Origin of the sequence: Streptomyces sp. NBC_01669 (genome assembly GCF_026339735.1) — a bacterium.
GTDB classification, from domain to species: domain Bacteria; phylum Actinomycetota; class Actinomycetes; order Streptomycetales; family Streptomycetaceae; genus Streptomyces; species Streptomyces yanii.
The window spans coordinates 1281540-1307639 of record NZ_JAPEQG010000001.1 but is presented as its reverse complement, the minus strand read 5'-3'; the positions used below and the strand labels follow the sequence as shown (position 1 = coordinate 1307639).

The following is a 26100-nucleotide window of genomic DNA, read 5'->3' as shown; positions in this document are numbered from 1 at the left end:
GGTCAAGCAGGGAAACGCGTTCGTGAGCACCCGCTCAAGTGCGGTATTGTTCTCATGCGCGTTCGGCCAGGGGGGAAAGTCCAGGTCAGGCGAGCATCGGGACGTGGCGCAGCTTGGTAGCGCACTTGACTGGGGGTCAAGGGGTCGCAGGTTCAAATCCTGTCGTCCCGACTGGAGACAGTCGCAGGTCAGGGCCGGTTTCGGAGCAATCCGAAACCGGCCCTGAGTCGTTTCTGGGGACCAGCTGGGGACCAGCCTCCTTGACCGGGTCAGCGGGTCATGACGATCGGGCTCGGCAGGGAGCGCGGTGCGCGGAGCACGCTGAGGTGCGCGGAGAGTGCTGTGCCAGCTGCCGTGATCTTGTGTACGTCGGGGTGCAGGTAGCGCTGGGTGGTGGTCAGGGAACCGTGGCCGGCGATCCTGCGAAGGACGTGTACGGGGACTCCGGCGTCGGCGAACCAGGTCAATGCGGTGTGCCGGAGGTCATGGCGGCGCAGATGTTCGTAGCCGAGCTTGGTGACTACGTCGTCCCAGTGTGTGGCGTCACGCAGGACGGCGGTGGAGATGCGTCCGCCTCGTGGGCCAGTGAACAGTCGGGCGTCGGGATCGGGGCCGGCCGACAGGATGCGCTGGGCGACGAGAGGGCGAATCTCCTCGACAATGGGAACCTTGCGGGCCCGCTTGCCCTTGGTGCCCTTGTCGGTCAGTCCGCCGGGCGCGGGTGTGGTCTGGCGCCGCACGGTCCAGATCCACTGGGTCGTGTCGATGTCCCCGACGCGACAGCCTGAGATCTCTCCGATTCGTGCGGCGGTGCACGCGGCGAAGGTGACCACCTCTCCCCACCCCCGGTACTGGTCGTGGGATGCGGCGACGAGTGCGTCGGCCAGTGCGATGAGCGTCTCCCAGTCGGGGAGGGCCAGCGCGCGTGGGTCGAGGAGCTCGTCCTCGGCCTGCTTGTAGAGCTTCTGCCAGCCGGTGACCCGAGCGGGGTTCACCTTGATGATGCCGTCACGGACAGCCTGCTCCATGACGCGGACCAGGACGGCGATGGTGTTCTTCACTGTTGAGCGGCTGTGCTCGTCGGCGATCCAGTTCTGCACGGTGCGGTCGACAACGCCGTTAGTGATCATTCGGACCGGGAGATGGCCCAGGGCGGGGACGACACGAGTACGCCAGCCCGCGAGATATGGGTCGAGTGTCTTCAACTCCAGTCCGCGCAGGGCGAGATCCATGTTCGCATCACCGTATTCGGCGAGCTTCATGGTGGCGAGTGACGGGGACAGTCCTGCCTCCGCGGCTTCGATAATGGACTGGAGCCACTCCTGTGCTTCGTCCTCGTCCGCCTTTCCTTCCGACAGGGACAGACGGCGCTTCGTAGCCGGATCGAACCAGCGGACTCGCGCACGGTAGGGGGTTAGGCGATCAGGCCGGTACTCGATGTCGGTGGTGAGCCGGACACCCACCGGTACAACGGATTTCTCGGCCATCAGGCTTCTCGGCGCGGGACGGTCCGGTGGCTGTGCAGCCATGCCTCAACGTCGAGCGCGCTGTACATGATGACGCGTTCCGAAACGGCGACGAACGGCGGGCCCTGGGGAGGCCGAGCGGTGCGCCAACGGCGCAGGGTCGAGGAATCTACACGCAGGCAGGTGGCGAGGTCGCTCGTCGAATACCAGGCGTTAGCCAGGAGGGAAGACCTGCTGTCATCTTGGACGAAAGGGGCATCGTCCACACTATTCGTGCGCGGATGGCGGTCTGGGTAGGCTGTTATCGGTTCGGTGGGCAAGTGTGGTGAATCTCCGGGTGGTATGGAGCACCAAAGTGACTCCGGGGAAATCCGTCGGCGGCAGGTGTCGCTGCTCGCAGATGGATCGATCCGGCGTGGTGCTCGGAGTAAACGGTGGACAACAATCGTCCGCGCAAACGCCGGTTTGGCTAACCGGCGATGTGCGGCTATGTTCCCCTCGCCTGCTACGAGATATCCGGAGGTGGCTACCGTTTGCGATGAGATTCGTCGTATGCGCCAGCCTTCGCATACGCGACTGGAGTATCAGGAGATACGCCGATTTCATGTTCCCGATGACGCAGTATTGATCAGAAACTCATTGGGTTCACTCGTCGAGGATGTAGCGGACGTGGGGGGCTTTGAAGTAGCCGGTGCTGACGTGGGGTTGGCGTTGTCGGCGGTGGAAGAACCTGCGGGTCTCGGCGGCGAGTTCGGTCCGGTTCCTGGCCCGGTGGGTGTGGGGCAGGCTGCGTTTGAGGTCGGCGTTAACGAGCTCGTCCGGGTTCAGTTCGGTGAGTACGAGGGCAGGAAGTGCAGCTCGATCTGATCCTCGTGGTCGGCGAGCCAGGCCCGGACGGTCTTCGAGCGGTGGGCGGAGTGCCGGTCGACGATCAGGTGGACCTTCCGCGAAGTGTCCGACGATGCGGTTGAGGAAGCGGCACATGACCGTCGCGTCGAACGACTCGGTGAAGACCATGAAGTGCATCCGGCCCTTGGTGCTGATCGCGGACATCGCGTTCACGGAGAACCGGTTCCCGGTGCGACGAACCACCGGAGTCCTCCCCTTCATACCCCAGGTGCGGCCGGTGACCTGGTCCGAGCGGATCCCGACCTGGTCGGCGAACAGGATCTCGCCGTCACCGGCCTTCGCCCGGGCCCGGATCGCCGGCCAGGTCTCCTCGTGCCACGTCCGGACCGCTTCCGGATCCTGCTCGACGGCCCGCTTGTCCGGCCGCTGGAAGGTCAGTCCCCAGCGCTTGAGGTACTTGCCCACCCCGGGCTCGGTGAAGCGGACTCCGTACAGCTTGAAGATCAGCCGGCCTATCTGCCCCCGCGTCCACAGCTGGCCCGAAAGCCCCAGGCCGGACGGGGTGTGATCGAGGACAGCCTGCCGCACGGCGGCCTACTCGACCTCGGACAAAACCTGATGCTCACCCGCGCGCCGGCCCCGCGACCGGGACAGCAGCGCGTCCCGCCCGCCGGCCTGCCACCTCGCCCACCAGTTGTCCACGGCCCTGACCGACACCTTGAACAGAGCGGCAACCTCCATCCGGTCCCGGCCCTCCACGAGCGCCGACACCGCCAGTAACCGCACGGCCTCCTGCGCGTCCGGCGACCAGGTCCGCGCGTCCCCCCACCAGATCACTCACACACCAACGAGCCTGAACCCAAGGCGTTTCGGATCAATAGCCTGCTGCCAGTAGCTGGTGGACGTGCTCACCTACGCGCATGAAAATCTTCCTGTCCTCCCCTCTCGTTCGCGAGATGATGCCCGTGGGAGCCGCCTCCCTGAGTGCAGCCAACCCTCGAACCGGGAGAAGCACATGGCTAGTTCAGAGAACCAACTGCGATTCCGTTTGTCCTACGACCTTGTCTTGTGCGCGAGGTGCGGGATCAAGCGAGTTCGCGGTGTTGACTGCGCCGACTGTGGAGCACGCCCTGCTCCGTGGGAGATAGATCGTCGCGCCGCGGCGCGTCGGGCTTCGATACGCGCTACAGCCGAGTTGCTGACCTCTTCTCCAGTGGAACTACCTCCAAGTCCGTTTCAAGCTGCTGAAATGGAGATGCTGGTCAGGCGACTAGAGGCATGGCTCTATCGATTCTTCGCTGCCGTTCGCTCGGCAAGCCAAGCCCTTCCCGGGTCCGACGAGACTCTTCGAGATGTCGTTCAGGAACTGGTGAATGAGCGCGCGCTGGTATCCGCCGCTGTTCGGCATCGCCCGTACCTACCCTTGGTGGACGGCGCGAGAGCATGCATTGAGCACCTCGTAGAGACAGTAAGTTCATATCTATCTGCGCTAGACGCGCCTACGCCGCTAGAAGCGCAGCGTCACGCAGATGTTGCGCAGAAACGAATGGACGCCTCTGGTGACGTCCTGGGTATGCACATGGAAAAGGTTAACCGGCTCAACGAGCTGTTGGAGGTTGATAGCTTCCAAGATCAGATGGCTGTGTTGCTGCAGCAGTCAATGGTGGAATTGGGGGCAACAGACCTGACGGAGCTTAGCGTGCTAGCCGAGACTGAGGTTGCGCGAATCCTCGGAATTCCCCCTCAGTATGGGCATGGGGGCGGTCTGCAGTTTGCCCTACAGCGGGCCCTGATGATCGCACACGGAGACGAGAATAGATTTGAGTGCATCGTAAAGGGAAGTTTCGAAAAATTTTCCCGGAATCCTGAGCTCCTTTCGAGTCTGACGGTGAGTCCTCACTTTAAATCTGATTATGAGGCAGCGATACTAGACCTGTTCGACGCATCCTCTCAGGTCACGCAGGCAGTGAATGACGGAATACCGCGCCAAGTGGGACGATCTCTGGTTGATATCGCTGCGACCTTGGTGGAGGGGGCAGGGCAGCTAGTCGCAATTTCCCTTCTGACGGCGGCGGGGCAAAAATCCAGGCCCTACGATAAGCTCCGGCAAGATAATGCAACGGATCTGTTGCGCAGTGCTCGCACACGTCCCGCGATGGAGGATTTGCTAGGTGGGTTCAACCTAGATTTGCGCACAGCTCAAGCGCATCGAATGGTGCGCTATCTGGACGACGGGGTGCATGTAGAGATTAAGTCCGGCTCTCGGTCGCTTTCCTGGGGTGAACTGATCGATGAGATCATCGAAACTTGTGAAAGCGCCATGGGGTGTCTCGTTGGCCTCACGCTTGCATTGAATCAACTAGACAACATGAACCTTGTCGATGCGACCAATTATCGTTCTTTTGGAATATCTCCAGCCGTCATGCTGAGTGTGGGAATGTCAGGCATGGGCTGCCAAGAAATTTTCCTGGAGGAGCATCAGGATTCCTGGACGGTTCATCTAGAAGCGCCAGAAGGTTCGCTATTGACTGTCTTGGTGGGGGGAATATCCGCCCTAATTCCCGACGGCGTCGAGACTCTCACCCTTAACGCCAAGCGCGAAGATGGCTGGCACATCCTGAGTGGCCCAGTATCGCTCCTGCGCGCTTTCCTGGATCCAGTCGATCGAGATGGCGACAACTATGGACTTGCCGCTGCACGGTTTCAGCGGGTCTGGGCGTACGACGGCCAGCCCTGTGTAACAGCAGCTCAGGTTCGTTGCTGGGCAGGGCGGCAGGCCATCGACGCGATTAGTGGCGGGATGCGCAGTGTGCCTAAACTCCGTGCCCTGCGTGCGTTTGCCGTGGAAGTTGAAGACCCCGAGCTCGCCGAGTCATTGTCTGCAGCGATCCGCTATGTAAGGTTGGGGGATTCTGTGGAGCACGAGGTAGGCGTTGTGGTCGCCAAGCTTGGGACTTGGGCAAGCACGGAAATCGAGTATGCGCCCATCTGAATACCTGCTTTGGGTTGTCCCGCAGCTACTGCAATTGGGACCGCCATCAGCGACCGCTGCGATGCGGTTGGCGGAGTCCCGACGGCTCGGCTCAACTTAGTGCGGAGAAGCCTTTATCCGTTGCCCAGTTCTCATCATTGACGTTGCAGACAGGTCTCGTCCGGTCGAGATTCACGAAAAACTTGATGACCGGATCGAAGAGGCTGAACGCGAGGGTTGGCTTGGCGCTCGACTCGAGGCAAGAGCGGAAAGAATTCTCCGTATTTCTAGGAATACCTCTCTTTGAGCAGATCGCTGCTCGCACTAGCGAAGCGAAGGCCCCTTGAGGCAGATGTAGGAAGTCTGAACTTCCCCAATTAGCTACCTCGGGGTCGAGAATTGATGATCACTCCTTCTTTCTGTGCGCTCAGAGTCCAATGGGACGACTCATAGAAGGGAGCGTGGCCGTCGCGAGTTGGGATGAAGCCGATCTCAACCGCAAGCGCGAGGCGCTTGTGTGCTTCCGACCGCGAAATATTCTCCCGGACTTCGATTTCGGCAGCGAGTTCGGCGCGGGAGATGCCGCGGATCACCATGAAGTCGGCGTATTCTTTCAGCCGAGGAACGATGTCTCGTTTCCATTTTGGGGAGAGTCGCCGCTTGATGTCGGAGAAGAGTTCCTCTTCGCGTCTATCTCTCTCGTTCATCTCGCGGAGCATTTCAGGTGTCGCCGCAGACCGTACTTCAGCCTTACTCATGACGGCCCGCTCAGGAATGGGGCCGCCCCAGCCCCAGCTGGCGGGGACCCAGCTCCACGTACCGTCGGGTGCTACCTCCACCGAGTCCGGCACCATCATGAGCGCCCTGGCCAGAAACGGGTATCGCCCCTTCATGACGGGAGGGATCGCAGTGGCATAGCCCTCCGGGCAATGCGCGGTCACCTGAAGGTCGGGCACCGTGAACCCGCCGGTCACAATGTGGACCGGGACGCACACAGCCGTGTCCGTCGTCCTGCACGTGATCGCGATCCGAAACCGGGGCGGGTACCCCTTCCTGCCAACGGCAACGAGCTGGTCTGACTGCCAGTCCTCTTCGCCGTCGTGGAAGGACGGCACCGCTTCAACCCAAGTCCACGGTGGGCGCTCCGGAGGAGTCGTGCTTCTCCGCGCAACAACGTTCATAGGCCACAACATAATTGGCCCACGATATGTGCGTGGAGGGTTTCATGTCTCGGGTTTCACAGTGAACTCCGAAGACTTGAAAGCCTGGACTTGGCGGCGCCGTGTTGGAACCGTTGAGGACACGGCAGCGGCCTTCACATTCACGCCGTGGCAACCCAATCCGGTTCGCAGGAGTCTTCGATGATCAAGAAAACCTCGAGCGAGGTATCCACGCTCTTCACGCCACAGAGCTCCCGCTGGTCCGCGGGCGAGGGGATTGCGTGCATGGTCGCCGGCGAACTCTCCGTTGGTGCTGCGATCTTCGCTTGGTCTGGCGTCGTCACCTCCAACAGCCAGTTGCTGGCCCTCGCCGGATCCCTCGTCGTCGCAGCAGGCATCGCCGCCACAGTCTGCCTCACGCTCCGCAAGGAGCGTCTCAGCATCAACGGATGACTCCCGGAGCCTAGTTCGGAGAAAGCGGCAGACCGGTAATCGCGGCTCGTCTGCGTGTCCACGTGGTCGCGGAATTGTCCATCGAGCCGGTCGGCCTGCTCGGTCAGCCGGTCGGAGAGCACCAGCAGGGTGCATGCGTCGAGCTCGCCGCGCTGGCGGGCCTCCTTCTGCCACTGCTCGGCGTTGCCTCGCAGCATCGCGGTGACGCCGTCGCCCGCCACGTACAGGCGGCCTACCTCGTCGGCGCCGGCGTCCAGCAGGGCGAAGTAGTCGTGCGGCCCGGCTCGCTCACTGTTGTTCCGACTCTCGCACGCAGGAGGGGCAGCCGAGCTCGCTGCGGCCCGGCTCGAAGCGCGCACCGCACACTAGGCACGTCGGCTTGGTGGGCGAGACCTCGGCGCAGAAGAAGCACAGGGCGACTAGGCCGCCGTCCGCATCGTCGTACGCCGCGGTCATGACCCCGTGCATTACGGTGTCGCACCCACAGCGGTCGCAGCGTTCCCCCAAACTCCCGCTCCCCGTCAGCACGTGCTCGAAGGCCGCGTCGGGCACGCGCCGTCCCAGCTCGAGCAAGGCGTGTACGGCGAGCGTGTAGGCCAGGGGCGGGCTGCTCCAGCAGAAGTGACAGCGCGGCCGGGGGCCGCCGATGACGAGGGCGAACTGGAAGCATTCGCCGCACCGTACGGTGTTCGCACGCACTGGCTCAAGCACGGCGCGCAGACGCTTCAACCGCTTCCTCGCGAAACTCTCAATCGATTCGAGCTTTCCGCGGATGGTGGTCATCTCATCCTGTACAGCGACGAGTTCTTCCGCGGTGAGTGCCGGAAGCAGCTCCTCGTCGAGGAATCGGATAAGGAAGTCGAGCGCCGCGGCGCTACGCGCTTCCACCGATCCCACGGTCGCCGTGGGCCCGGTCAGCCCGTAGTGCTGCAGCGCGTTGCGGTGCTGCGCCAGCTGGGTCAGGATCCGCATGTCCTTGTCGTCGATGACCACGCCAGCGATGTCGCGCAGCCGCTGCAGCGTCTCCTGGGGGGTGCAGCTGGTGAGCGTGCCGCCTTCCAGGGCCTTGCGGGTGGCCTGGCCCGGGTCCTTGAAGACCAACGACCAGTGCTCCAACTGGAGTCGGGCCTTGAGCAGGACCTCGGCGCCGGCGGCGAGGTGCAGGATGGCGTACTTCAGCGCCCGCTCCGAGACCGGGTCGGGTGCGAGATGTTCGGTGGCGCTCAGCAGGTAGTCTAGGCCGTTGGCGATCGGCGGGAAGTGTACCTGTCCGCCCGCGTCCGCGGAGACGGGTCCGGCAGGTCGCTGCCAGTACTCGGGGCCGCGCGGCGTCGGCGGCACGGCGCCGGTGAAGCCTGTGCTGTGCTCAGGCACCGGTAACCGCCCTGCGCGGGGCCGTTGGGGCGTGCGCCGTGTGGTCCGCGGGGGCGGACGCGGCGGTGCGGTCCCGGTGAGTCGTCATGATCCAAGGCTATCGGGCTCACCTACCATAAGGACAGCTATGGTAGGTGATACTCGAATGCGCACTTGCCGCCCTGAGGGCCGAACTTCTGTTGGGCGCACGATCATTCGGGGCACTTCGGTTGCCGGCCGGGCATCGGCTTGAGGAACCGCGTCACGGTGGGATCAAAGGCTTGGGGGGGGGAGCATCACCGGATCGCCTACACCGGCAGGAACGGGCTCGGACTCCCGTGCCAGGAGATACGCAACGCGTCGCGGGCTCGGGTGGTGGCGACGAAGAGCTGGTTGCGGCTCTTCTTGAGTTCCCGCTCGTAGCGCCTGGGGTCGCTGGTCGCGTACTTCTCGGCGGTAGAGCTGCGGGGGAGGATGCCGTCGCTTGCGCCGACGACGGCGAGCTTCTGGTACTCCAGGCCCTTGAATCGGTGCATGGTGCCGATGTGGACCTCGCCGCCGCCCTGCGGCCCCTCCTTGGTGAGGGTTGCTGTGGTGATGCCGTGCTTGATCTCCAGGTCGGTGGCGACGCGGCCGGCCATGTCGCTGTCGGCGACGCACACGGCGATGGTGCCGCTGGGGTCGCGTACGGTGCCGTCCTCGGCGGGGCGGGTGATCTCGGCGCGCCATTCCTTGAGGGTCTCGGCGAGTTGGGTGATCTCTTCGTTCCAGTCGGTGCAGGCGGCGAGTTCGGGGGCGGGGCCGCGGAGCAGGGAGTGGTATCCGTTGAGGGTGTCGGTCCCGTCGTCGAGGTCGTCGTACGTGGTGTCGCTGACGACCTTGGCGGCCTGGTCGAGGATCTCCTGGGTGGTGCGGTAGCTGAGGGTCAGCTTTGAGGCGCGGCCGCGGATGTTGATGCCGACGGTGGATAGGGTGACCTGGCGGTCGTAGATGCGCTGGTGGGTGTCGCCGGCGATGAAGAGGTCATTGGGGCCGGGTGCGGCCATCGCCCGGAGCATCTTCCAGTGCGCAGGGCTGAGGTCTTGGGCTTCGTCGACGACGATGTGCTGGTAGCGGTGGCGCAGGTAGCGCATGCCGGAGCTGTTGTCGTCGAGGTGGATCAGGTCTCCGCCGCCGATGTCCTCTTTGCGCTCGGCGCGGGCCTGGATCTTGCGGGCGCGCTCGTACTCGTAGCGGGCGGCGCGTTCGGCGGCTTGGGCCCAGGTTTCGCGGCTCATGCTGTTGAGTCGCAGGGTGAACTGTTCGAGGAGCTTCCAGATGGCGGCCCGTTCAGGGCGGCTCAAGGCTCGGCCCATGCCAGCGCGACGGGCCTTGAAGTAGTCCTGTCGGGTGGCGAGGGACTGGCCGAGGACGATCTGCTGCCACTCGTCGAAGATGAACTCGGCGTCCCAGCGCTGCTCGTCGTGCTCGAAGAGGACTTCGCGCAGGACGTTCTGGGCGGGTTCGTCGCCGATCACGCTGCGCTGCGACCCGGGTGCGACGTTTTCGTTGAGGACGTTCTGGGCGAGCTGGTCGATGTGCTTGATGTCGACGCGGCCGAGTAGCTCGGGTCCCATAAGTGAGGTGAGCCGGGAGCGCAAGTCGGCGGTGAGGTTCTTGGTGTAGGTGGTCAGCAGGATCGGTTTGTTGTGGCCGGGGGGCAGTGCGGCCGCGAGGCGGGCGACGCGGTGCAGGGCGACGATGGTCTTGCCGGTGCCGGGGCCGCCGCTGACGCGGGCGGGTCCGTTGTAGTTCCGCTCGACGATCTTGCGCTGGGTGGGGTGGAGGTAGACCTTCCAGGCGCGGAAGTCACCTTCGGCGAGGACGTTGCGGATGTCGTCGTCGACGGTGGTGACCGCGGTACGGGCCAGGGCGGCCGCCATGTCGTCTTCGAAGCCCGGTTCGAGGATGGTGGCAGCGGGGCGGGTGATCTCTTGCTCGATTTCGTCGAGCGGCATGCCTGAGCCGAGGCCGGTGAGGATCTCGGCGGTCAGCCGAGGGGCGCTGGCGATCAGCTGGTCGAGTTCGTCCTCGCTGGTCACATTGAGGGCGAGGTCGATCAGGGCCTCGGCAACGCCGAGCCGACGCAGGTCCTCGGCGGTGTGTCCGGCCAGCAGTGGTGTGGTGTGCTGGGCGGTGGCACGCTCGGTGGGCTGCGAGGGCGAGGGCCCGGCCGTTGCTGTTGTCGCCTGTTCTTCGGGCGTGGGGGTGAGCTGTACCCCCGCGCGCTGCAGCACGCTCTGGCCGACGACTCCGAGGTCGACGAACTCGATCTCACCGGTGATCCGGTTGATGGCGACGGTGAGTTCTTCGTAGACGTCCTTGCGGTGCCGGACGGCGACGATCAGCCATTGCTGGACCCCGTCGCCACCGGTGCCGGCGCGGGCGAGGAGCGCTCGGTACGAGCGGTCGATCTTCGCGCGGAAGATGCGGCCGTCGCCCTTGAGGGGCTTGAGGTCGAGGCTCGGGTGGTCGGGGTCGTTGCGGAACTGGTGGCAGAAGTCGTAGAACTTCGTCTTGACCGACGAGTCCATCTTGTAGAGCTCGTTCTCGGCCTTCTGGTACAGGCTCAGGCGTGCGGTCATCGGTCGGCACTCTGTTCGTCGAGGTCGGAGGCGGAACCGGGGCGGGTCGTCGCGTCGGGGAGGAGGGAGAGGAACTCGCCGATGTTGGCGAGCCACTCGTCGGCTGACCGCACGGTGAACCCGGCGTCGCGGTAGGCACGCCAGGTCTTGTCGCTCTCTTCGTCCGTTTGGTCGTGTGCCTCGGCCATAACGGCGATCTGTAGTGCCTGGGCCGAGTCGTGCCAGGCGAAGTCCGCGAGCCAGCCGCGCTCGCCGAGCTCGTAGCCGTACGCGGGGGCCTGTTTGCCGTGGTCGGCAAGGGTGTGGGCGAGACGTGTGAGGGCCGCGTCGGGTTCGTCCTCGTCAAGGAACTCGAGGATCTCCTGGTCCCAGAGGAGGTCGCGCAGCGCCGCTTCGGCGGAGGACTCGCCTAGGTGGTGGTTCGCCGAAGTCTGCGGCACAGCAGCTCCGGCACCGAACTCGACAACCAGGGACTCCAGTTCTCCGATCCCGCCGAACGCTTTGAGGACCGAGGTGTCGAATCCTCCGGCGGTGGATGTGGTCAGCTGGGCTCCGTCGCCGCCGTCGTGGACGAGGAACTGCAGCAGGTTGGACCACTGCAGCCAGGCGCGCCACCGCGCCTTGTGTTCGGGGGTGCCCAGCTGGTCGGTGACGGTGTCGTCCAGGCAGATCAGCGCGGTCCACCGCTGGGAGGCGGCGTCCACGAGGAATGCGATGGGGAGTCCGGACTGGTCACTGGTTTGGAACAGGCTGAGGGTGCCGTCGTCCCGGACTGGCACCGGGTCGATGCTGTCGGTGCGACCCCAGGCGTCCAGGAGTTGATCGAGCACCTGCCGCGTCCGCTCTGGGGTTCCGTTGGCGACGAGTGGGTCGTTGTTGGTGCCGAGGAGTCCGCCGACCACGGCCGATGCCCGTTTGCCCCAGGCTGCCTCGTCGGGGCTGCGTAGATAAGCGAGGAGCATGCTCATTGGGTCGGTGAAGACGTTCGCGGACAGGTCGTCGCTGTCCTGTGTGTGCAGCTGCCGGGCGAGGTCCTGGGCGCTGCGCAGGTACGGCGGCCACACCGGCTCGGCCGGCTCCCGGCCCGCTGCCGCACTTGGTGCCGTGCCCGTCGCCCCCTCGAAGGCGTCGAGGTCGTCCCAGGTCAGCTGGAAGACGATGCGGCCGTCCGCGCGCAGCCGGTTGCGTTTGTCGGCGTCGCCGGCGAGCCGGTTGTGACGGCGGGAGGCGTGGAAGCGATGGCCGTCCAGGTAGACGGTGATCTTCTGCTTGGGGCTGTCGGCTTGTTCGAAGGTGAAGTCAGTACGGGTGAACCCCTCGTTGCGCTGGGCAGTCAGCCGCCAGCCGTGGACGGTTCCGGCCTCGTCCAGGCGCAGGTAGCCGCTGTTGTCACCGCTCTCGTCCAGGTCGGCGTCCTTGCGCTGTGTAGACCAGCCGCGCAGCGCCTTGAGGAAACGGGCTTCAAGGTCGGATTCGACCTGTCCGTCAAGGCCGATCCGGTCGGTGTTGCCGACCGAAACGGTGTCCCAGTCATCGGTCTCGGTGCCGAGGAGTTCGTCGAGGATCTCCAGGGCGGCCTGCTGGGAGACGCATTCAATGTGTCGTTCGTCGGTGTACCGGTACAAGCACCGGTGGCAGGCCGGCCCCCGCTCCTCCCGGCAGGGGCACTCCACCATGAGCCGCCGCGCGTCTTCGAGGACCTGCCGGAATGCGGCCGGGTCGGTGAGCCGGTCGAGATAGCCGGTGCCGTGCGGGAGGCGGTCGTAGAGGACGAGGAAGTGCCGCCTCTCGGCGGTGTCGCGGTCGGGCATGGTGGCGAGCGTGGTGTCGAGGTGCTGCGGGTCGCCACCGAAGGCAGCGTCCACGCCGAGCCGCAGGGCGGCCTGGAAGGAGTGGACCTTTTCCTCGACGAGGACCGTCGCTGCGGGCAGCAGGATCCGCAGCGCCTCGGTTGTCAGCTCGTGGGCGAGCAATACGGGTTCCTGCGGCACGTCCGCCGTGCCGCGTCGCAGCGGGCACCAGGGCGTGTGGTGCTTCAGCGCACGCTGTCGGTTGGCGGAGTTGTCGACGGCGTCGCGGTCGTCGTCGAAGACGGGGCGTCCGTCTGCGCTCGCGGCTCCGCAGCCGGTGCACACATGGAACGGGGCGATCCGCACGGGCTTCCCGGCGATCTGGTCGTTCTCCTGCGCCCCGATGCTGAGCGGGCCCGCGTTGATCTTCCGGATGACGGCACGCCGCGTGTAGTCGACGCCGAAGATCTGCTTTTTGTGCCGCCAGGACTTGCGCTTCGCGAAGTCGCCGGGGGCGATGTCGACAATGTCGATGGTCGTGTAGAAGCGGCGGTCTCGGTCGTCGCTCTCGTCGCCGATCCTGGCGTCCTCCCGCTTGTCGCGGGCGGTGACGACGGTTGGCTGAACAATCTGCCGCAGGCTGCCGGAATCCGCGATGCCGGTGTCCGCGCAGCGCGGGCAGGGCGAGATGTCACTCTCGGCGTTCTCGGTGCGGACGTAGCCGCAGGAGGGGCAGAACCGCCAGTGCCGCCAGTCCTGGTCCTTGCCGGTGACAATGTCGATGCCGGTGATGCGGTGCTTGTAGCCCTCGGCGTAGAACGTGTTGCCGGGGGCGAGTTCGGACAGCGCGAAGGCGCGCGGCCTCTCATAGCGATACGACCTCGACTTGTAGGTGTCGCGTCCCTCGGCAGTCTTGCCCTCGGGCCAGTAGACGGTGGCGTCCAGGGTGGTCACGGCGTCGATGAGGGCGTAGTTGGGCAGCAGGCCGAGGTCGCACAGAACTTCCTGGGCGGGTCTGCGCTGTCGGGCCGCGCCCTGCTTCGAGGTGGCGTGCAATTCCGCCTCCAACTCGGCCTTGGTGCGCGCCTGTTCCTCGTCGCCGTCCCGGAGTTCGTCGATCGCAGCCCGGATCGTACGGATCCGGGTGCGCAGCTTCTGGTTGTCGCCATCCCACGCGCGCTCGGCCTTCTCCACCGCACTGCGGAGGCCGCGCACCGCGTACTTCTCGAGCTCAGCCTTGGCAGTCTCACTCACTCCGGTCGGGAAGAGCGCGAGGAAACCGGCGACCAGATTCTCGCCGTGGGCGAGAGCGGCCTCGATGAAGTCGGCCAGATAGCCGGAAGGGCCGAAGAGCTCGTCGACCCGGCGCGACAGGGCGGCCAGCGGCTTACCGTCCTCGCGCAGCAGCCGACCGCGAGCGGCCAGGTCGAGGAGGTGCGCGGTGTACTGGCGCCGCAGGATCTCGATGGCCGAGAGATAGGAGCCGGGCGGCACGATCCGCCCGTCGATCATGTCGCGCGGCCGGTCCAGGAAGTACAGGTCACGGCGGGACCGGTCGGGAATGGTGAGCAGGAACGCGTTGCCGGTACGGCGCCCGGCCCGCCCCGCCTGCTGGGCATAGTTGGCCGGTCGGCGCGGCAGCGCGCCGAGGACGACGGCGGACAGGTCGCCGATGTCGATGCCCATCTCCAGGGTGGGCGTGCAGGACAGCACATTGGGGTCGTTGAACCCCTCGCCCTTACGGAAGGCATCCTCGGTGCGCTCCCGCTGGGCACGCGTGAGCAGCCCGGTGTGTTCGGCGGTGATGACCTGGTACGTGCCGGCCCGCCGGTACAGGCCGCGGTAGTAGTCGTTGCGGTAGTCGCGGTCCCGGTCGTGCCGGTCGACGGTCTCCAGCCACCGGTCTCCTGCCACGAGACGGCCGGACGCGCAGCGGTAGGCCGGGCACGGCTGGCCGTGGTACTGCGCGAGCAGAGCGGGGTGCGTGGTCTGCTCCCAGAAGCATTTGGGGCAGCGTACGTACGCCTCGTTGACCTGCGTGTCCGACAGGAGTTGGAGTTGTACGGCGCCCGGCTGCAGTCCGTGGAAGCGGGCCGCGGTGTCGCGCGGTGTGCCCGACGCGATCAGCCCGGCGTCGGTGAGCCGGGGGAGCAGCCGCACCCAGAAGTCGTCAGTTTGTTCCCGCGTCATGCCGAGGCAGCGCTGCGCCCACGTCTGGTACCAGGAAAGCCGCCCGGCTGCGACGTCGAACTCGCTGCCCGTCTTGGGGCGCGCGAGTAGGAAGCTGGGCGCGGACACTCCCCGGGGGAACGCCTTCATGCCGCGCGGCCGGCCGCCCCAGATGAAGAACCGGCTGGTGCCCGCTTCTTCCAGGTACTTCTCCAGCCACCGGTGGCCAACCGCGCCGCGCGTCCGCAGCCGCTCCAGGAAGGCCCGCAGGAAGGCCAGATAGCGCGCGTCGTCGTGCGCGGTGAGGGGGAGTCCGCGCTGCGTGCACTCCTCGTGCGCGGCCCGAACGAGCGCCACGGCGGCCTGCTCGTCGGCGATGCCCACCCAGGCGGCCGCAGTACGGGTCAGCTCAAGGGTGCGTCCGTTGCGGGACCGCAGGCCGAACTCCATCACGGCCTCGAACGCGAACCGCTCCCCAATAAGGTCCCAGGTCCTGCGGTCTCCTCCGCGCCCCTTACCGGAGAGGAGCCGCGCCACACCCGTGACGTCGTGCAGGTCCGGCGGCACGACGGCGGCCAGGGTCTCCCGGTCGGTAGTCGCCTCCACGACATCGGCGAGGAGGTCGTTCAGGGCGAGCGGCCGCTCCTCCGCCAGGTGCTTGGTGAACAGCGCCCGCAGCGAGAACGTGTACGACCGGGACGCGACGAAGCCGGCCCGGTGCGCTGCGTCCTGCACCGAGTCATTGAACATTAGCGTCTTCGTCTCCCGCTGCTCCTTGTCCATCTCCCCGCCGGTGAACAGCTGGGTGACGGAGGCAGCGGCCAGCGCCGCCGAGCCGGTACCGACGAAGCGGATCGCGTTGTGCGTACCGCAGGCCGGGCACCAGTCGTCCTTGGCGGCTCGTTCGGCGTTGTCGCCGAGCTGGACAAGGACGAACGCCGAGTCAGGTCCGGCCGGCCGGGGGTTGCCCTCGTCGTCGTAGTCGCCCTGCGGGTCAGGCAGCCTCAGCCGCTGGGTCTGCCCGTCGAGGACCATGAGGACGCCCGCGCCGCCTGTGGTCAGCGACTTCTGGGATGCCCGGTCCATGGCGGTGCGCCCGTTGCCCTCGCGTGCCTCGTTGTCGGTGGCCGCGACCAGCGTGCGCACCTTCGCCTTGGCGGCGGTGACGGTGGCCCGGCGGATTTTGTGTGCCTCGAAGCCCAGCTCTTCGAAGTCCGACTCGGGCGCGAGAACCGACCAGCCGGAGCGGCCGCACTCCCGGCAGTACACGGCGGGCAGGAACACCTTGGTGTCCTGCGACGTGGTGGTGTCAGGGGTGGCACGCGGCTGCCGCGCGGACCCGGCCGCGTCCCACGCGAACTCCGCTCTCGGCCACGGCAGTACACCCCGCAGCATCCGCGTCACGGACCGGGCCCACTGGTGCACTTCGACCTGTACAAGCGGGCGGCTCATCCCGTCCGGCGCGTCCGGGTCGCGCGCCATGGACAGAAGCGCCACGAACCGGGCGAGGGCGGAGGCGGCGATCTGCGGCCGCGTCGTGATCGCCTCGTCCCACGCCTTCGCCCCGCTGCGGCGCATCACGTCGAGAACCTCGTCGTACGTGTGCACCGAGCCGTCGAACGCCTTGAGTACCGCGTATGTCAGCCGGTTCCGTTTCAGCGCGGCACCGAGGGCGACCGGGTCGGTGATACGGGCGCCAGTGACGGCTTCGATGAGATCGCCGAGCGCGTCAGGACCGGAGGCCGGATCGGGCAGCACGGTAAGCGCTTCGGGCGCCGGCACCTGCCCAGGCAGGAACTTGGCGTCCGGGATGAACTCATCCACCGTCAAACGGTCTTCACCGACGATCGCGTCCGCGGTGAACGTGCTGCCGAACACCTGGGTCGCCACGTCCAGGAGCCGGCGCACCCCGTCCTCGTCGGTGCCGGACGCGAGCGTCGCGGAAGTCGCGACGGGCGTGATCGACCCGAGCGGTTCGCCCTCCCGAGTCGCCCCGACGGCGGAGGCAAGCCGACGCAGCAGCATGGCGACATCGGTGCCCTGCGCGCCGTCGTATGTGTGGAACTCGTCGACCACGACGTACCGGATGTCGCTGCTCTCCCACAGCGGTGCGTCCGACGCCCGCTGGAGGAGCAGATCCAGCATCTTGTAGTTCGTGATCAGGATGTCCGGCGGCGACAGCTGCATGTCCTGACGACGGGTGTAGACCCTGTCGTAGTGCGTCGCCGCCTTGTCCCCGATGTACAGCCCGGCGCGTACGCCGCTCAACTCGTCGTACTCGGTGAGCAGGTCGTTGATACGGCCCGCCTGGTCGGTGGCGAGGGCGTTCATCGGGTAGAGGAAGACGGCCTTGACCCCGTTGCTGCCGGCTGCCCGCTCCCGGGCGCAGTGATCAAGGACGGGATACAGGAACGACTCGGTCTTCCCCGACCCGGTGCCGGTGGTGACGAGGGTGGGCTGCGGTGTGTGCCCATCCTTGCTGGTCAGGCGGGCGAACGCGCGGGCTTGGTGCGCGTAGGGAGACCAGCCGTCGGTACGCCGCCAGTCCAGGTGCTGCTGCCAGCCGTCCTCGGCACGGCTGAAAGGCGTACGGAGACGGAGGTACGGGCCCCGGAACATGCCCGTCGTCTCGTTCCCGAGGAACGCCTCCAACGCCTTACGAGCACCCTCGTCCGCGAGACCGTAGGTCGTGGACAGGTACTGAAGCAGGCTCTCCTTCAGCCCCTGCGCTTCGAGCGTCGGCCTCATCGGGTCGGAACCTCCATGGTCTCCGGGTCCCACAGACCCTGGGCGACGGTTTCATCGAGGCGCTGCTTGAAGTAGGCGTGCGCGGCGCGCATCTCACGCTCGCGGTCGGCCTTGTAGAAGGGGGCGGTGTAGCCGTCCGGGACGGGGCTGGCGTCGGGTGCTGCCAGATGCTCCACCAGAGCCTTCCAATGCTCGCTGGTCTGCCCGGTGCCGAAAACCCACCTATCTGCGGCAAGTTGCCGTCCGTGCGCGTCGAAGTACATCTGCTCTTCACGGCCAGACAGCACGTCCAGGCGTGCTTGGTACGCGGCGATCAGTGCGTCTGCGGGAAGCCCCATCCACACAGCGGCCAGCGCGTCGAGCTCAACGAGCGCGGCGCGGCGTTCGAACTCCGTGCGCAGTGGTGTGCTCCACGACCACCGGGGTTCCATCGCGTTCAGTGGGCGCAGCCTCGTCCACGGAATTGCCCACTCCTCGCAGAGCCATGAGAAGCGGAACTCCGACTCCCACAGGTCAGCGTAGGCACTTGAGAGACAGCTCAGGCGGGCCGACCTGAGGGCCAGGGCCCTCGCCAGCGGGTGGTCCGGAGACGGAGCGGGAAGCCGCTGGGCACCGGCCTCGTACAGGTCCTTCATCCCGAAGGCACGCAGCATGTAGTCCAGCGGAATCGCCGACCAGAAACCGGAGACCAGCAGCAGATGCTGGCGACTCCGAAAGGCAAGACTGTGGACACCGTTAACATGGGTGGGACCTGGAGGAATGATCCCGGCTTGCAGAACCCTCTCCGTCTTCCCGTCGTTCCGGCGCCGGAAGGCCAAGCGATAGTGGCGGGCATGCGGCTGCCCCTGCCAGTCCCTCCATACCATAGCCATGGACTCAAACCTGTCCCGATCGCATGACCTGGCCATCTTGGTGGCGGGAATGAAGTCGGCTGGAATTGCGGTCAGATCGATCCGCGCCCCCTCTGATTTGAGTTCGGGGTCTTCCTTACAGAAGGGTGTTCCAGGACCGATATGCGGGCCGTGCAGGATCGCTTCATCCCAGGAATCCGGACGCTGGCTGCGGTAGTTGATGTATCCCGCAGTACGGTCGCGCTCTTCGTCGTAGCCACGGCTCATGCTGATCTCGTCGCGGGAGAGCCGGATGGGGTACTTCGCCATCAGAGCGACCGCATTCTGCTCACTCTGCGTCAGCGGATACATCATCTCCGCCTCCGCCGCCGGGAACTCGCCGCCTTGCTGCTCACTCCACAGGGAGAGAGTCTCTGTGTTCACGTTGATGATCCGCGCCCGGTGCGGCCGGGTGTCGTACTGCCCGTCGAACCTTAGACCCGGTTCCGGACCAGATCCGTCGTGCCGCAGGGAATCTGTGAGCACATCGGCCCTGTAGAGGAAGCTTAGGTGCTTGAAGTTGACCTCTTGACGAGGGCCGTAGATGTTGGCTGCAAAGTCCTTCTTGTCTCCAACAGGTCGCGGGAAGGCCCAATTCGAGGCATTCACAAAGGCTCCGTGCACGCGCAGCCGTCGATACGCTTCCGCACGGATGTGCCGGTTCTGCTTCCCCTTCAGGTGACCATCGGGGTGTACGAGCCCAATGGCACCCGTTGCGGCCGCATGGTCCCAACATTGGCTCATGAAGCGCGAGTGCAGGTGCGCCGGTGTCCCCGCGAGGATCGGGTACACGACCGCACTGGAGTAGAAGCTCGCCAGTGCCGTGTCCGTGGCCGCGTCTCGGAGTACCCGGATGCGCCATTCGGGCACCTGCAAGACACGATCGCGCAACTCTGCCTCGCGCTCCTTGGTAAGGCTCTCCTGCAGTGTCAGGTCGGGTTCGAACTCGGAGAAACTGGCTGTCCGGTTGAACTTGATCTCCACCCAAGGCGGGTTCCCGACCTGGAGGTCGAAACCTCCCACTTCACTTGAGAATACTCCCGCAAAGTCCAGCTCCCAGTGCAGGAACCCCTGTTCCTTCGCGATATCACGCACTACCCGCATCCACGGGTATCGCGTCTCCACGGCCTTTCGAGCATCGTCCATGCCCATCTCGCCCTGGATGGCCCCTTCGAGGGCCTTCAGCTCCTCCAGGGAGTCAACGGAGGTGGCGAATGTTTCCTCCGGGACCGGGCCCGTACCAACCATGGATTCCAGGAAAGCAAGCCAGTCGGCCAGGTCCTTCAGAGCGATGACGGGGCGGCGCTCTGCCGTTCCGCCGCCCTTCTTCGGCGTCGACGGCGTGCGACGCTTCTTAACCTGCGTCTTCTCGACCAGTTCACTCGCGTCCGCGCGCTCTCCGAGGGCCAACTGGTCCCCGTTCAGAGCGAACAGCAACCCGCTCTCGACGTACTGAGGTTCAGGCGCAGGTTCCACTTCGCCTACCTGCGGCACCCCCGACGACAACAGCGCATCGACCGTCACCACCGGCGACGTCTCGTACTCCGCGTCCATCCCGTCGAGCAGCCCCACCTGGTCCAGCGGCCAGAAACACAACGCACACCACGCGTCCATGACCTGCTTGAGCCGCCAGTAGGGAGAACCTTCTGCGTCGAACAAGTCCTGGAAGACCTGCTCCTTGGTCAGTGGCAAGGAGTCCCCCTCCACGTTCCTTTTGTCACGGCGTAGGAACGCGTACTCCTCCGCATCCTCCTCCCGCCCGGCCCCCCACACGTCGATAGTGCGGGCAATCTCGCGCTCACTCAGCTCCATCCGCTTGGCGACGAGTTGCCACAGGAACTCCACACGCTTGGCCGCCTCCTGTAGCCGCGCGAGCTGGCTCCCTTTGCCACCCGTGGCCTTCGGTTTGGCGCCTACTGCTTTTCGCCACTCAGCAAGTCGGTCGAGTTCCGGCTTGGCCGACTGCCCGATGAGATTGCCCGCAGGATTTGCTGGTTTGACCAAGGCGACCGCGCCCCACCCCGGCGTGGGCAGCAGGAACTGGTGCACCGCCCCTTCGGGCAGCGCCTGCTCCGCGCCATCGCCCTCCGTGTCGCGGAACGGCAACTTGACCGGCGTCGTACCTCCGACGGTCCGCTCATTCTTGATGCGGTCCGCTTCGTACACCCATCGCCGCGCTCCGATTAGCGAGTTGCCGCGCCTCAGGTGCAGTCCGAACCATGGTGCGCGCATACCGGGGTGCATGGTGTTCAGCCACAGCGACACCTCGGCGAGCTCGACGCCCGTCGCGTTCAGGTCGATGCCGTACGCGTTGTGCAGCGCGATGTACGCCTTGACCTTCTGCTTCGCGTCCAGCGCCTTCGACGTGTCCAGGCTGACGCCGAGCTCCTCCTGCCGCCGCTTGAGGTACTCGTCGGCGACCTGGTTGATCGCCTCGTTGAGGAACGCGCCGGAGCCGAGCGCGGGCTCGCAGATCGTGTACTTCAGGAGGTCGCTAGCCCGCGTCTCGTCCGTGAGCCGGTGCTTGAGAGCCAGTTCGACGGTGACCTTCGTCAACGACTCCGGCGTGTAGTACGAGGCGGACGTCTCGCGATCGCGTCCGGCCAGCCGGTAGACGTACTCGCCCACCGCGTACTTCTTCGGACCGCGAAGGCCCTGCTGTTCGGTGTCCTGGGCGGAGTAGACGACCCGGGTGTTCTCTGGGTAGTCGCTCAGCCGGTCCGCGGGAATCAGCCACGAGCCCTTCTCCGGATCGCCGTACTGCTTGCCGCCCCGCTTCTCGCCCGGTCTTGCGACCTCGGCGAGCTCCTTGTCGGCGATGAGACCGGTGTAGGACATCAGGCCCTCGTATACGGCTCCGAGCTGGTTGATGCCGAGGTTGCGGTAGGAGATGAAGCCGCCCTGCCGCCCCTTCGTTCCCGCCTCCTTCATGGTGAGCAGCCGCAGCACCTCGTGCAGGGCCTCGTTGCGCAGCCGCAGGTCGAGCCACAGAGGATCCGTGCTCCCGTCCTCGTCCCAGGCGGGGTCGAGGATCTGGCTGCCGATGAGGGTGATGCTCTTCGGGTCGAACAGTTCGCTGCGCAGCGCCTCGAAGCGGAGGCCGCGCCCTTGGCTGCGCTGCTCGGCGGGGAGGTGGTCTCCCTGCTCGGTGCCGTGCGAACGGTGCCCGAAGTTGACCTTGTTGAAGAGGACGTCGAGTGACGAGTACAGGTGGAAGCCGTTGCGGCTCTCCTCGTCGACGAGCTTCCGCTCCCTTGCAACTAGCTCGCGCAGCCGGGCGACCGAGTAGCCGGCCTCGTATGTCGAGTCGTCGGCGGGCAGGATGCCCAGCTCGGGGCGGGCCTCGGCGTACAGGAGGAACAGAATGCGGTACAGGTAGCGCAGGGACTCGCGGGTGAGCTGCCGGGCGAACGGGCCCTGGGTGAGGTCCTCGATGTCGCGCGGTTCGACGCCCGTCTCACGCAGCCGGGCGAGGACCTCGTTGGCGATGATCTCGACGGAGCGCTGGAGTCCCTTGCGCAGCTCGGAGTTGACGCCGACGGCGTTGTCGCGGGACGCCTTGACGATGGCGTCGATGCGGCGGCCCTTGCCGTCGGCGCGTGGTGCGAGCAGGTCGTGCGAGAAGAGGGCGGCAAGGAGGGCCAGTTCGCCGGACTTGGCGAGGTCGTTGCGGGCGAAGGCCGCGTCCAGATTGGCGGCCAGGTAGCGGCCTTCGGCCCAGGCGTTGCGGTCCGCGAGGACGAGGACGCCGCCGCACAGGAGCAGGACGAAGCGAGGTGCGTCGCCGCCGGCCTCGTACAGCTCGCTCTGGAAGAGCCACCCGGCGAGTTTCTGGCCGGCCTCGATCAGGCCGTCCGCCGTCTTGAGGGGGTGGAGGAGGCGTCCGGATCCGCCGTCGGTATCCAGCGCGTCGTCGAGGCGCTCGGTCCAGCCACAGTCGAGCGCGACGATGCCGTCGCCGTGCCAGGCGGTCTGGACCTCGTACTCCTTGCCCGCGCTGTGCACGGCGAGCGGACGCGACTTCTCGGCCGTCCCTTCGTAGCCGAGGGCGGCAAGCACCTGGGTGTGCCAGGCAGAGACGCGTTCGGGCCACGCGCCGGACGGGTCGTCGTACGTGCTTCCGATGAGTTCCTGCTCCTCCTTCGCACGCGCGGCGAGGAACGGGCGGATGGTGGCCTGGTAGTCGCCGCGGAGCCTGGGCAGTGCCTCGCGCGGAGTGGGCCGCGGGTCGAGCTCGTCGGTCTCCCGGGTGGTCCAGAGGGTGAACAGGCCCTCGTCGCCCGCGGTCTTCTTCTTGAGTGTGTTCTCCAGTTCCTCGCTGAAGTAGTGCGCGGAGAGGTACTCGCCACGGTTGGCGAAGGAGTCGTAGGTGTAGCTCATCGTGCGGACTCCTCGGCGTTGTTCGCGGTGGCGGTGTGGAGGGGTTCGAGTACGCCGAGCACCCGCAGCATGGGGTCGCCCGCGGTGCGCAGTCGGCGGACCAGGGCGCGGCGGCCGGCGGCCGTGTCCTTCACCTGGTCGTGACGGCTCTGCTGGCTGCCGACGGCGACCAGCGCGGCCTGCTCCCAGACCTGGACCCGGTCCTCGTACGGCGCAAGGTAGGCGTCGACCTGCCGGTCGTAGTCGCTGCGGCGCTCGCGCAGATGTGTCTCTGCCGCATCGACGGCGGCGGGGACGAGCGCCTGGAGCTGGTCGGCGTCGACGGGCGTGCCCCGGCCGGGCATGTTCGGGCCGACGCCGCACGCGGCGAGGAACGCCGAGTCCATCCGCCACACGCGGGGGCTCGCGACGGCCTCGGCGAGGCCGGTGACCGCCATCCACTCCACGACCGTGGGCCTACCCGCGGCATTGGAGTAGGCGCCCTGGAGGAGGTAGACCGGGCCGCTGAGGGCGGCGGGCAGCGCCTCGTTGATCTTCTTGGCTTTGGCAGAGTCGGCCTGGTAGGCGAGGACGAACGCCTCGTCGTACTTGAGCTTGGCAAGGACCTTGTCCGTTACCCAGTCGAGGACGGGGTGGATGTCGGAGACGTAGGAGACGTTGGGCCACTGGGAGGTCGGCTGGTCGCCCTTGCCCTGTTTGGCGTTGCGGGCGGCTTCCAGACGGTCGGCGGCGTACTGCTTGTCGAAGGTGAGACGGAGCGTGCCGTCGTACCGGGGCGTGGTGAGGATCTTCTCCTGTTCCAGGTACGACTTCGGCAGCTCGCGGAAGCGGTACTGCAGGTCGTCGGGTGGAGTGAATTCGATTCGTCCGCCCGCCGTTTCGGGCTTGAAGCCGAGGGCCTCGCGTTCGGCCTGCGGGTAGATGAGGTCCAGCGCTGCGCCGAAGTACGCTTTGGTGCCGGCGAACACGTGGGGCACGTCGGCCTCGGGCACCGGCGCCTTGCCGACGGCGGCAGGTGCGGCCGCGGGGTCGGCGATACGGGCAGTGACGTTGGCGAGGAGCCCGGCGAGGATATCGCCCGCCTCCTGCCGGGACTCCTTGATGGAGCGGTCCACGGTGGAGCCCTTGATGAGGTCGCGGGTGAGGCGGTCCTCTTCCTTCTTGTCGTTATAGAGGCCGGTGACGGCCTCGGCGCTGCCCTCGCCCGTCTCGATCTGGTTGGCCTGCTCCTCGCGGCGCAACAGGCGCGTACCGACGAGCCGGTCGTCGAGGGTGAGCGTCTCGCCGCTGTCCTCGTCGCGCCGCCAGGGCACGTCGGCGGTGAGGGTGATCGCACGGAACTCAGGGCTGAGGGCCTGCCCGTAACGGTCGATACGTCCGTTGCGCTGCTCGATGCGGATGAGGGACCAGGGCAGGTCGTAGTGGACGAGGTCGTGGCACTGGTGGTGCAGGTTGACACCCTCGGAGGCGAGGTCGCCGGTGAAGAGGAGGCGTACGGGCTCCTCGCGGCGGCCGAAGCGGTCGACGATCTCCTGCTGTTGCTGGTCGTTGGTGGTGTCGCCGTGCATGACCTCGACGGCGCCCCCGTACGCCTTCCACGGGCGGGTCTTGTCGGGCTCGGCAAGTTGCTTCTCCTTGAAGTCGAGCTTGGCCGGGAGCACCCGGGCAAGCCAGTTCAGGGTGTGCACCCGCTCGGAGAAGACCACGACGCGGCGCTCGGAGCGCGGGCCGACGCCGAGTTCCTTCAGCGTGCGCACGAGCGCGTCGAGCTTCGCCGAGTCCTCGTCGGTGAAGTCGGAGAGGAGGTCTTCGAGTTTGGTCAGGGCGGCGCTCTCGGCGGAGAGTGCGGCACGGCGTTCGGGCTTGTCGCCTGCTGCCTTGTGGCGCTTTGGATCCTCCAGGTACGCGCGGCGGCTCTCCAGGGACTTGCCGAACGCGACGTGGGAGGACAGGAATGCCTTCAAGAAGCCGTAGGCAACCAGGGGGTCGGCACACACGGAGGAGCGGTCCGGATCGCCAGGGGTCCACCGGTCCGCGAGCTGCTCCAGGACCGCGACCTCGCGCGGTGTCGCGTCGGCCGTGACCGGAAGGGAGGCGCCTCGGTTGGCCCACGGCTTGTCCTTGAGGCCGTCGCGTACCTCGCGGTCGGTTTTGGTGCGCCGGATGTAGAGGTGGTCGAGGTCGGCGACCTTGTAGTTCTTCGGGTCGGCGATGGCCGCCGGGTCGAGCATCCGGATCAGTTCGGCGAAGGATTCGGCGTCACCGTTGTGCGGGGTGGCGGAGGCCAGAATCAGGGCGTCGGTGCGTTCGGCGAGGCGGCGGGCGAGGCGGTTGTTGCGGGTGCCCTTGTTGACGAGGTTGTGGGACTCGTCGATGACCACTGCGTCCCAGTCGATGCTCTCCAAGTGGTGTGCATAAGTTGCCGACTTGAGGGTGTCGACGGAGACGATGACCCGCTTGAAGTGCGCGAACGGGTTGCGACCCGCCGGGATCTCCTGCTGGACGCGCTGGATGCCGGTGGAGTCCAGGCGCACCAGCGGCAGCGAGAACCGCGTCCACAGCTCGCGCTGGAACTGCTCCAGGACGTGCGCCGGAGTCACCACGAGGATCCGCTCGCCACGCCCGCGTCGGATCAGTTCGCAGAGCGTGACACCGATCTCCAGCGTCTTACCCAGGCCGACCACGTCCGCGATCAGGAGGCGGGGCTGCGGGTTGCGCATGGACAGTGCCAACTCGGCAGGGCGCAGCTGGTGATCCTGCCGGTCCATCAGATAGGAGTCGGCGAGCGCGACACCGTGCTCGGTCTGCGGGAGCGCGGTCTTGCGGATGACCGCCTCCAGGTAGAGGCGGGCCTTGGCATGCCGGGCAGTGTCGTCGGCCACGAGTCGGGTGCGCCGCGGATCGAGTACGTCGATCTGGTCGAGCCCGGAGTAGAAGACCGCGTCGGTGCCTCGTACGAACGGGGAGACGCCGCTGACCTCGACCATCAGTCCGTCGAGGGACCCCTCGACGGACTTCACGAGCCACTGCTCGTCACGGATGCGGACCTGGGCGCCGGGGGCGAAGGTGGGGCGCGTGGCGACATATGGGCCGCTCCGGCCCGGCTCGGCGTTGCTCGCCTCGGGAACCTCGGGCTGCATCGCCGTGGTCAAGTGGTGCTCCTAGGGGTGCGGGTGCTTGTGGTCTGCGGAGTGCTCATGTGCGGGTCCGCTCCTTGCCATGTGTAGCGCACGGGTCTGTCCGTCGG

10 protein-coding genes, 1 tRNA gene and 1 pseudogene are annotated in these 26100 nt (G+C 66.4%); 2 read left to right on the top strand and 10 right to left on the bottom strand.

Going from position 1 to position 26100, the window contains the following annotated elements:
• The first annotated feature begins 97 nt into the window (after positions 1–97).
• Positions 98–171, top strand: a tRNA-Pro gene (locus tag OG972_RS05855).
• Between the two features lie 98 nt (positions 172–269).
• Here the strand turns inward: OG972_RS05855 and OG972_RS05850 are convergent.
• The 3 genes and pseudogenes from OG972_RS05850 to OG972_RS05840 form a co-directional block, all read right to left on the bottom strand.
• A complete protein-coding gene (locus OG972_RS05850; protein WP_266978907.1) occupies positions 270–1487 on the bottom strand; it encodes a site-specific integrase in 1218 nt (405 codons plus the stop codon).
• 803 nt (positions 1488–2290) lie between these two features.
• Positions 2291–2903 (bottom strand): annotated as a pseudogene (locus OG972_RS05845) (IS630 family transposase).
• Between the two features lie 6 nt (positions 2904–2909).
• Positions 2910–3152: a helix-turn-helix domain-containing protein gene (locus OG972_RS05840; protein ID WP_266978905.1), complete on the bottom strand. Its 243-nt coding sequence runs from the start codon at positions 3150–3152 to the stop codon at positions 2910–2912.
• Between the two features lie 412 nt (positions 3153–3564).
• Between OG972_RS05840 and OG972_RS05835 the strand changes: the two genes are divergently transcribed.
• Complete coding sequence (locus OG972_RS05835; RefSeq protein ID WP_266978904.1) at positions 3565–5307, top strand: hypothetical protein; 1743 nt, start codon at positions 3565–3567, stop codon at positions 5305–5307.
• A 356-nt stretch (positions 5308–5663) separates the two neighbouring features.
• On the opposite strand, the gene OG972_RS05830 is transcribed toward OG972_RS05835, so the two are convergent.
• The 7 genes from OG972_RS05830 to OG972_RS05800 all read right to left on the bottom strand — a co-directional run bounded on the left by OG972_RS05830 (position 5664) and on the right by OG972_RS05800 (position 26005).
• Positions 5664–6467, bottom strand: coding sequence for a hypothetical protein (locus OG972_RS05830; protein ID WP_266978903.1), 804 nt, complete (start codon positions 6465–6467; stop codon positions 5664–5666).
• A 140-nt stretch (positions 6468–6607) separates the two neighbouring features.
• Positions 6608–7120: a hypothetical protein gene (locus tag OG972_RS05825; protein ID WP_266978901.1), complete on the bottom strand. Its 513-nt coding sequence runs from the start codon at positions 7118–7120 to the stop codon at positions 6608–6610.
• Between the two features lie 67 nt (positions 7121–7187).
• Positions 7188–8273 carry a hypothetical protein gene (locus tag OG972_RS05820; protein ID WP_266978900.1) on the bottom strand — a complete coding sequence of 362 codons (1086 nt, stop codon included), beginning with the start codon at positions 8271–8273 and terminating at the stop codon, positions 7188–7190.
• A gap of 287 nt (positions 8274–8560) precedes the next feature.
• Positions 8561–10876: a UvrD-helicase domain-containing protein gene (locus OG972_RS05815; protein ID WP_266978899.1), complete on the bottom strand. Its 2316-nt coding sequence runs from the start codon at positions 10874–10876 to the stop codon at positions 8561–8563.
• Positions 10873–17583 (bottom strand): DEAD/DEAH box helicase, encoded by a 6711-nt coding sequence (locus OG972_RS05810; protein ID WP_266978897.1) that lies wholly within the window; start codon positions 17581–17583, stop codon positions 10873–10875. Before OG972_RS05810 ends, OG972_RS05815 begins: the two co-directional genes overlap by 4 nt.
• Positions 17580–22853: a hypothetical protein gene (locus OG972_RS05805; protein WP_266978895.1), complete on the bottom strand. Its 5274-nt coding sequence runs from the start codon at positions 22851–22853 to the stop codon at positions 17580–17582. Before OG972_RS05805 ends, OG972_RS05810 begins: the two co-directional genes overlap by 4 nt.
• Positions 22850–26005, bottom strand: coding sequence for a DEAD/DEAH box helicase (locus OG972_RS05800; protein ID WP_266978893.1), 3156 nt, complete (start codon positions 26003–26005; stop codon positions 22850–22852). The genes OG972_RS05805 and OG972_RS05800 overlap by 4 nt, the downstream gene beginning before the upstream one ends.
• Positions 26006–26100 lie beyond the last annotated feature (95 nt).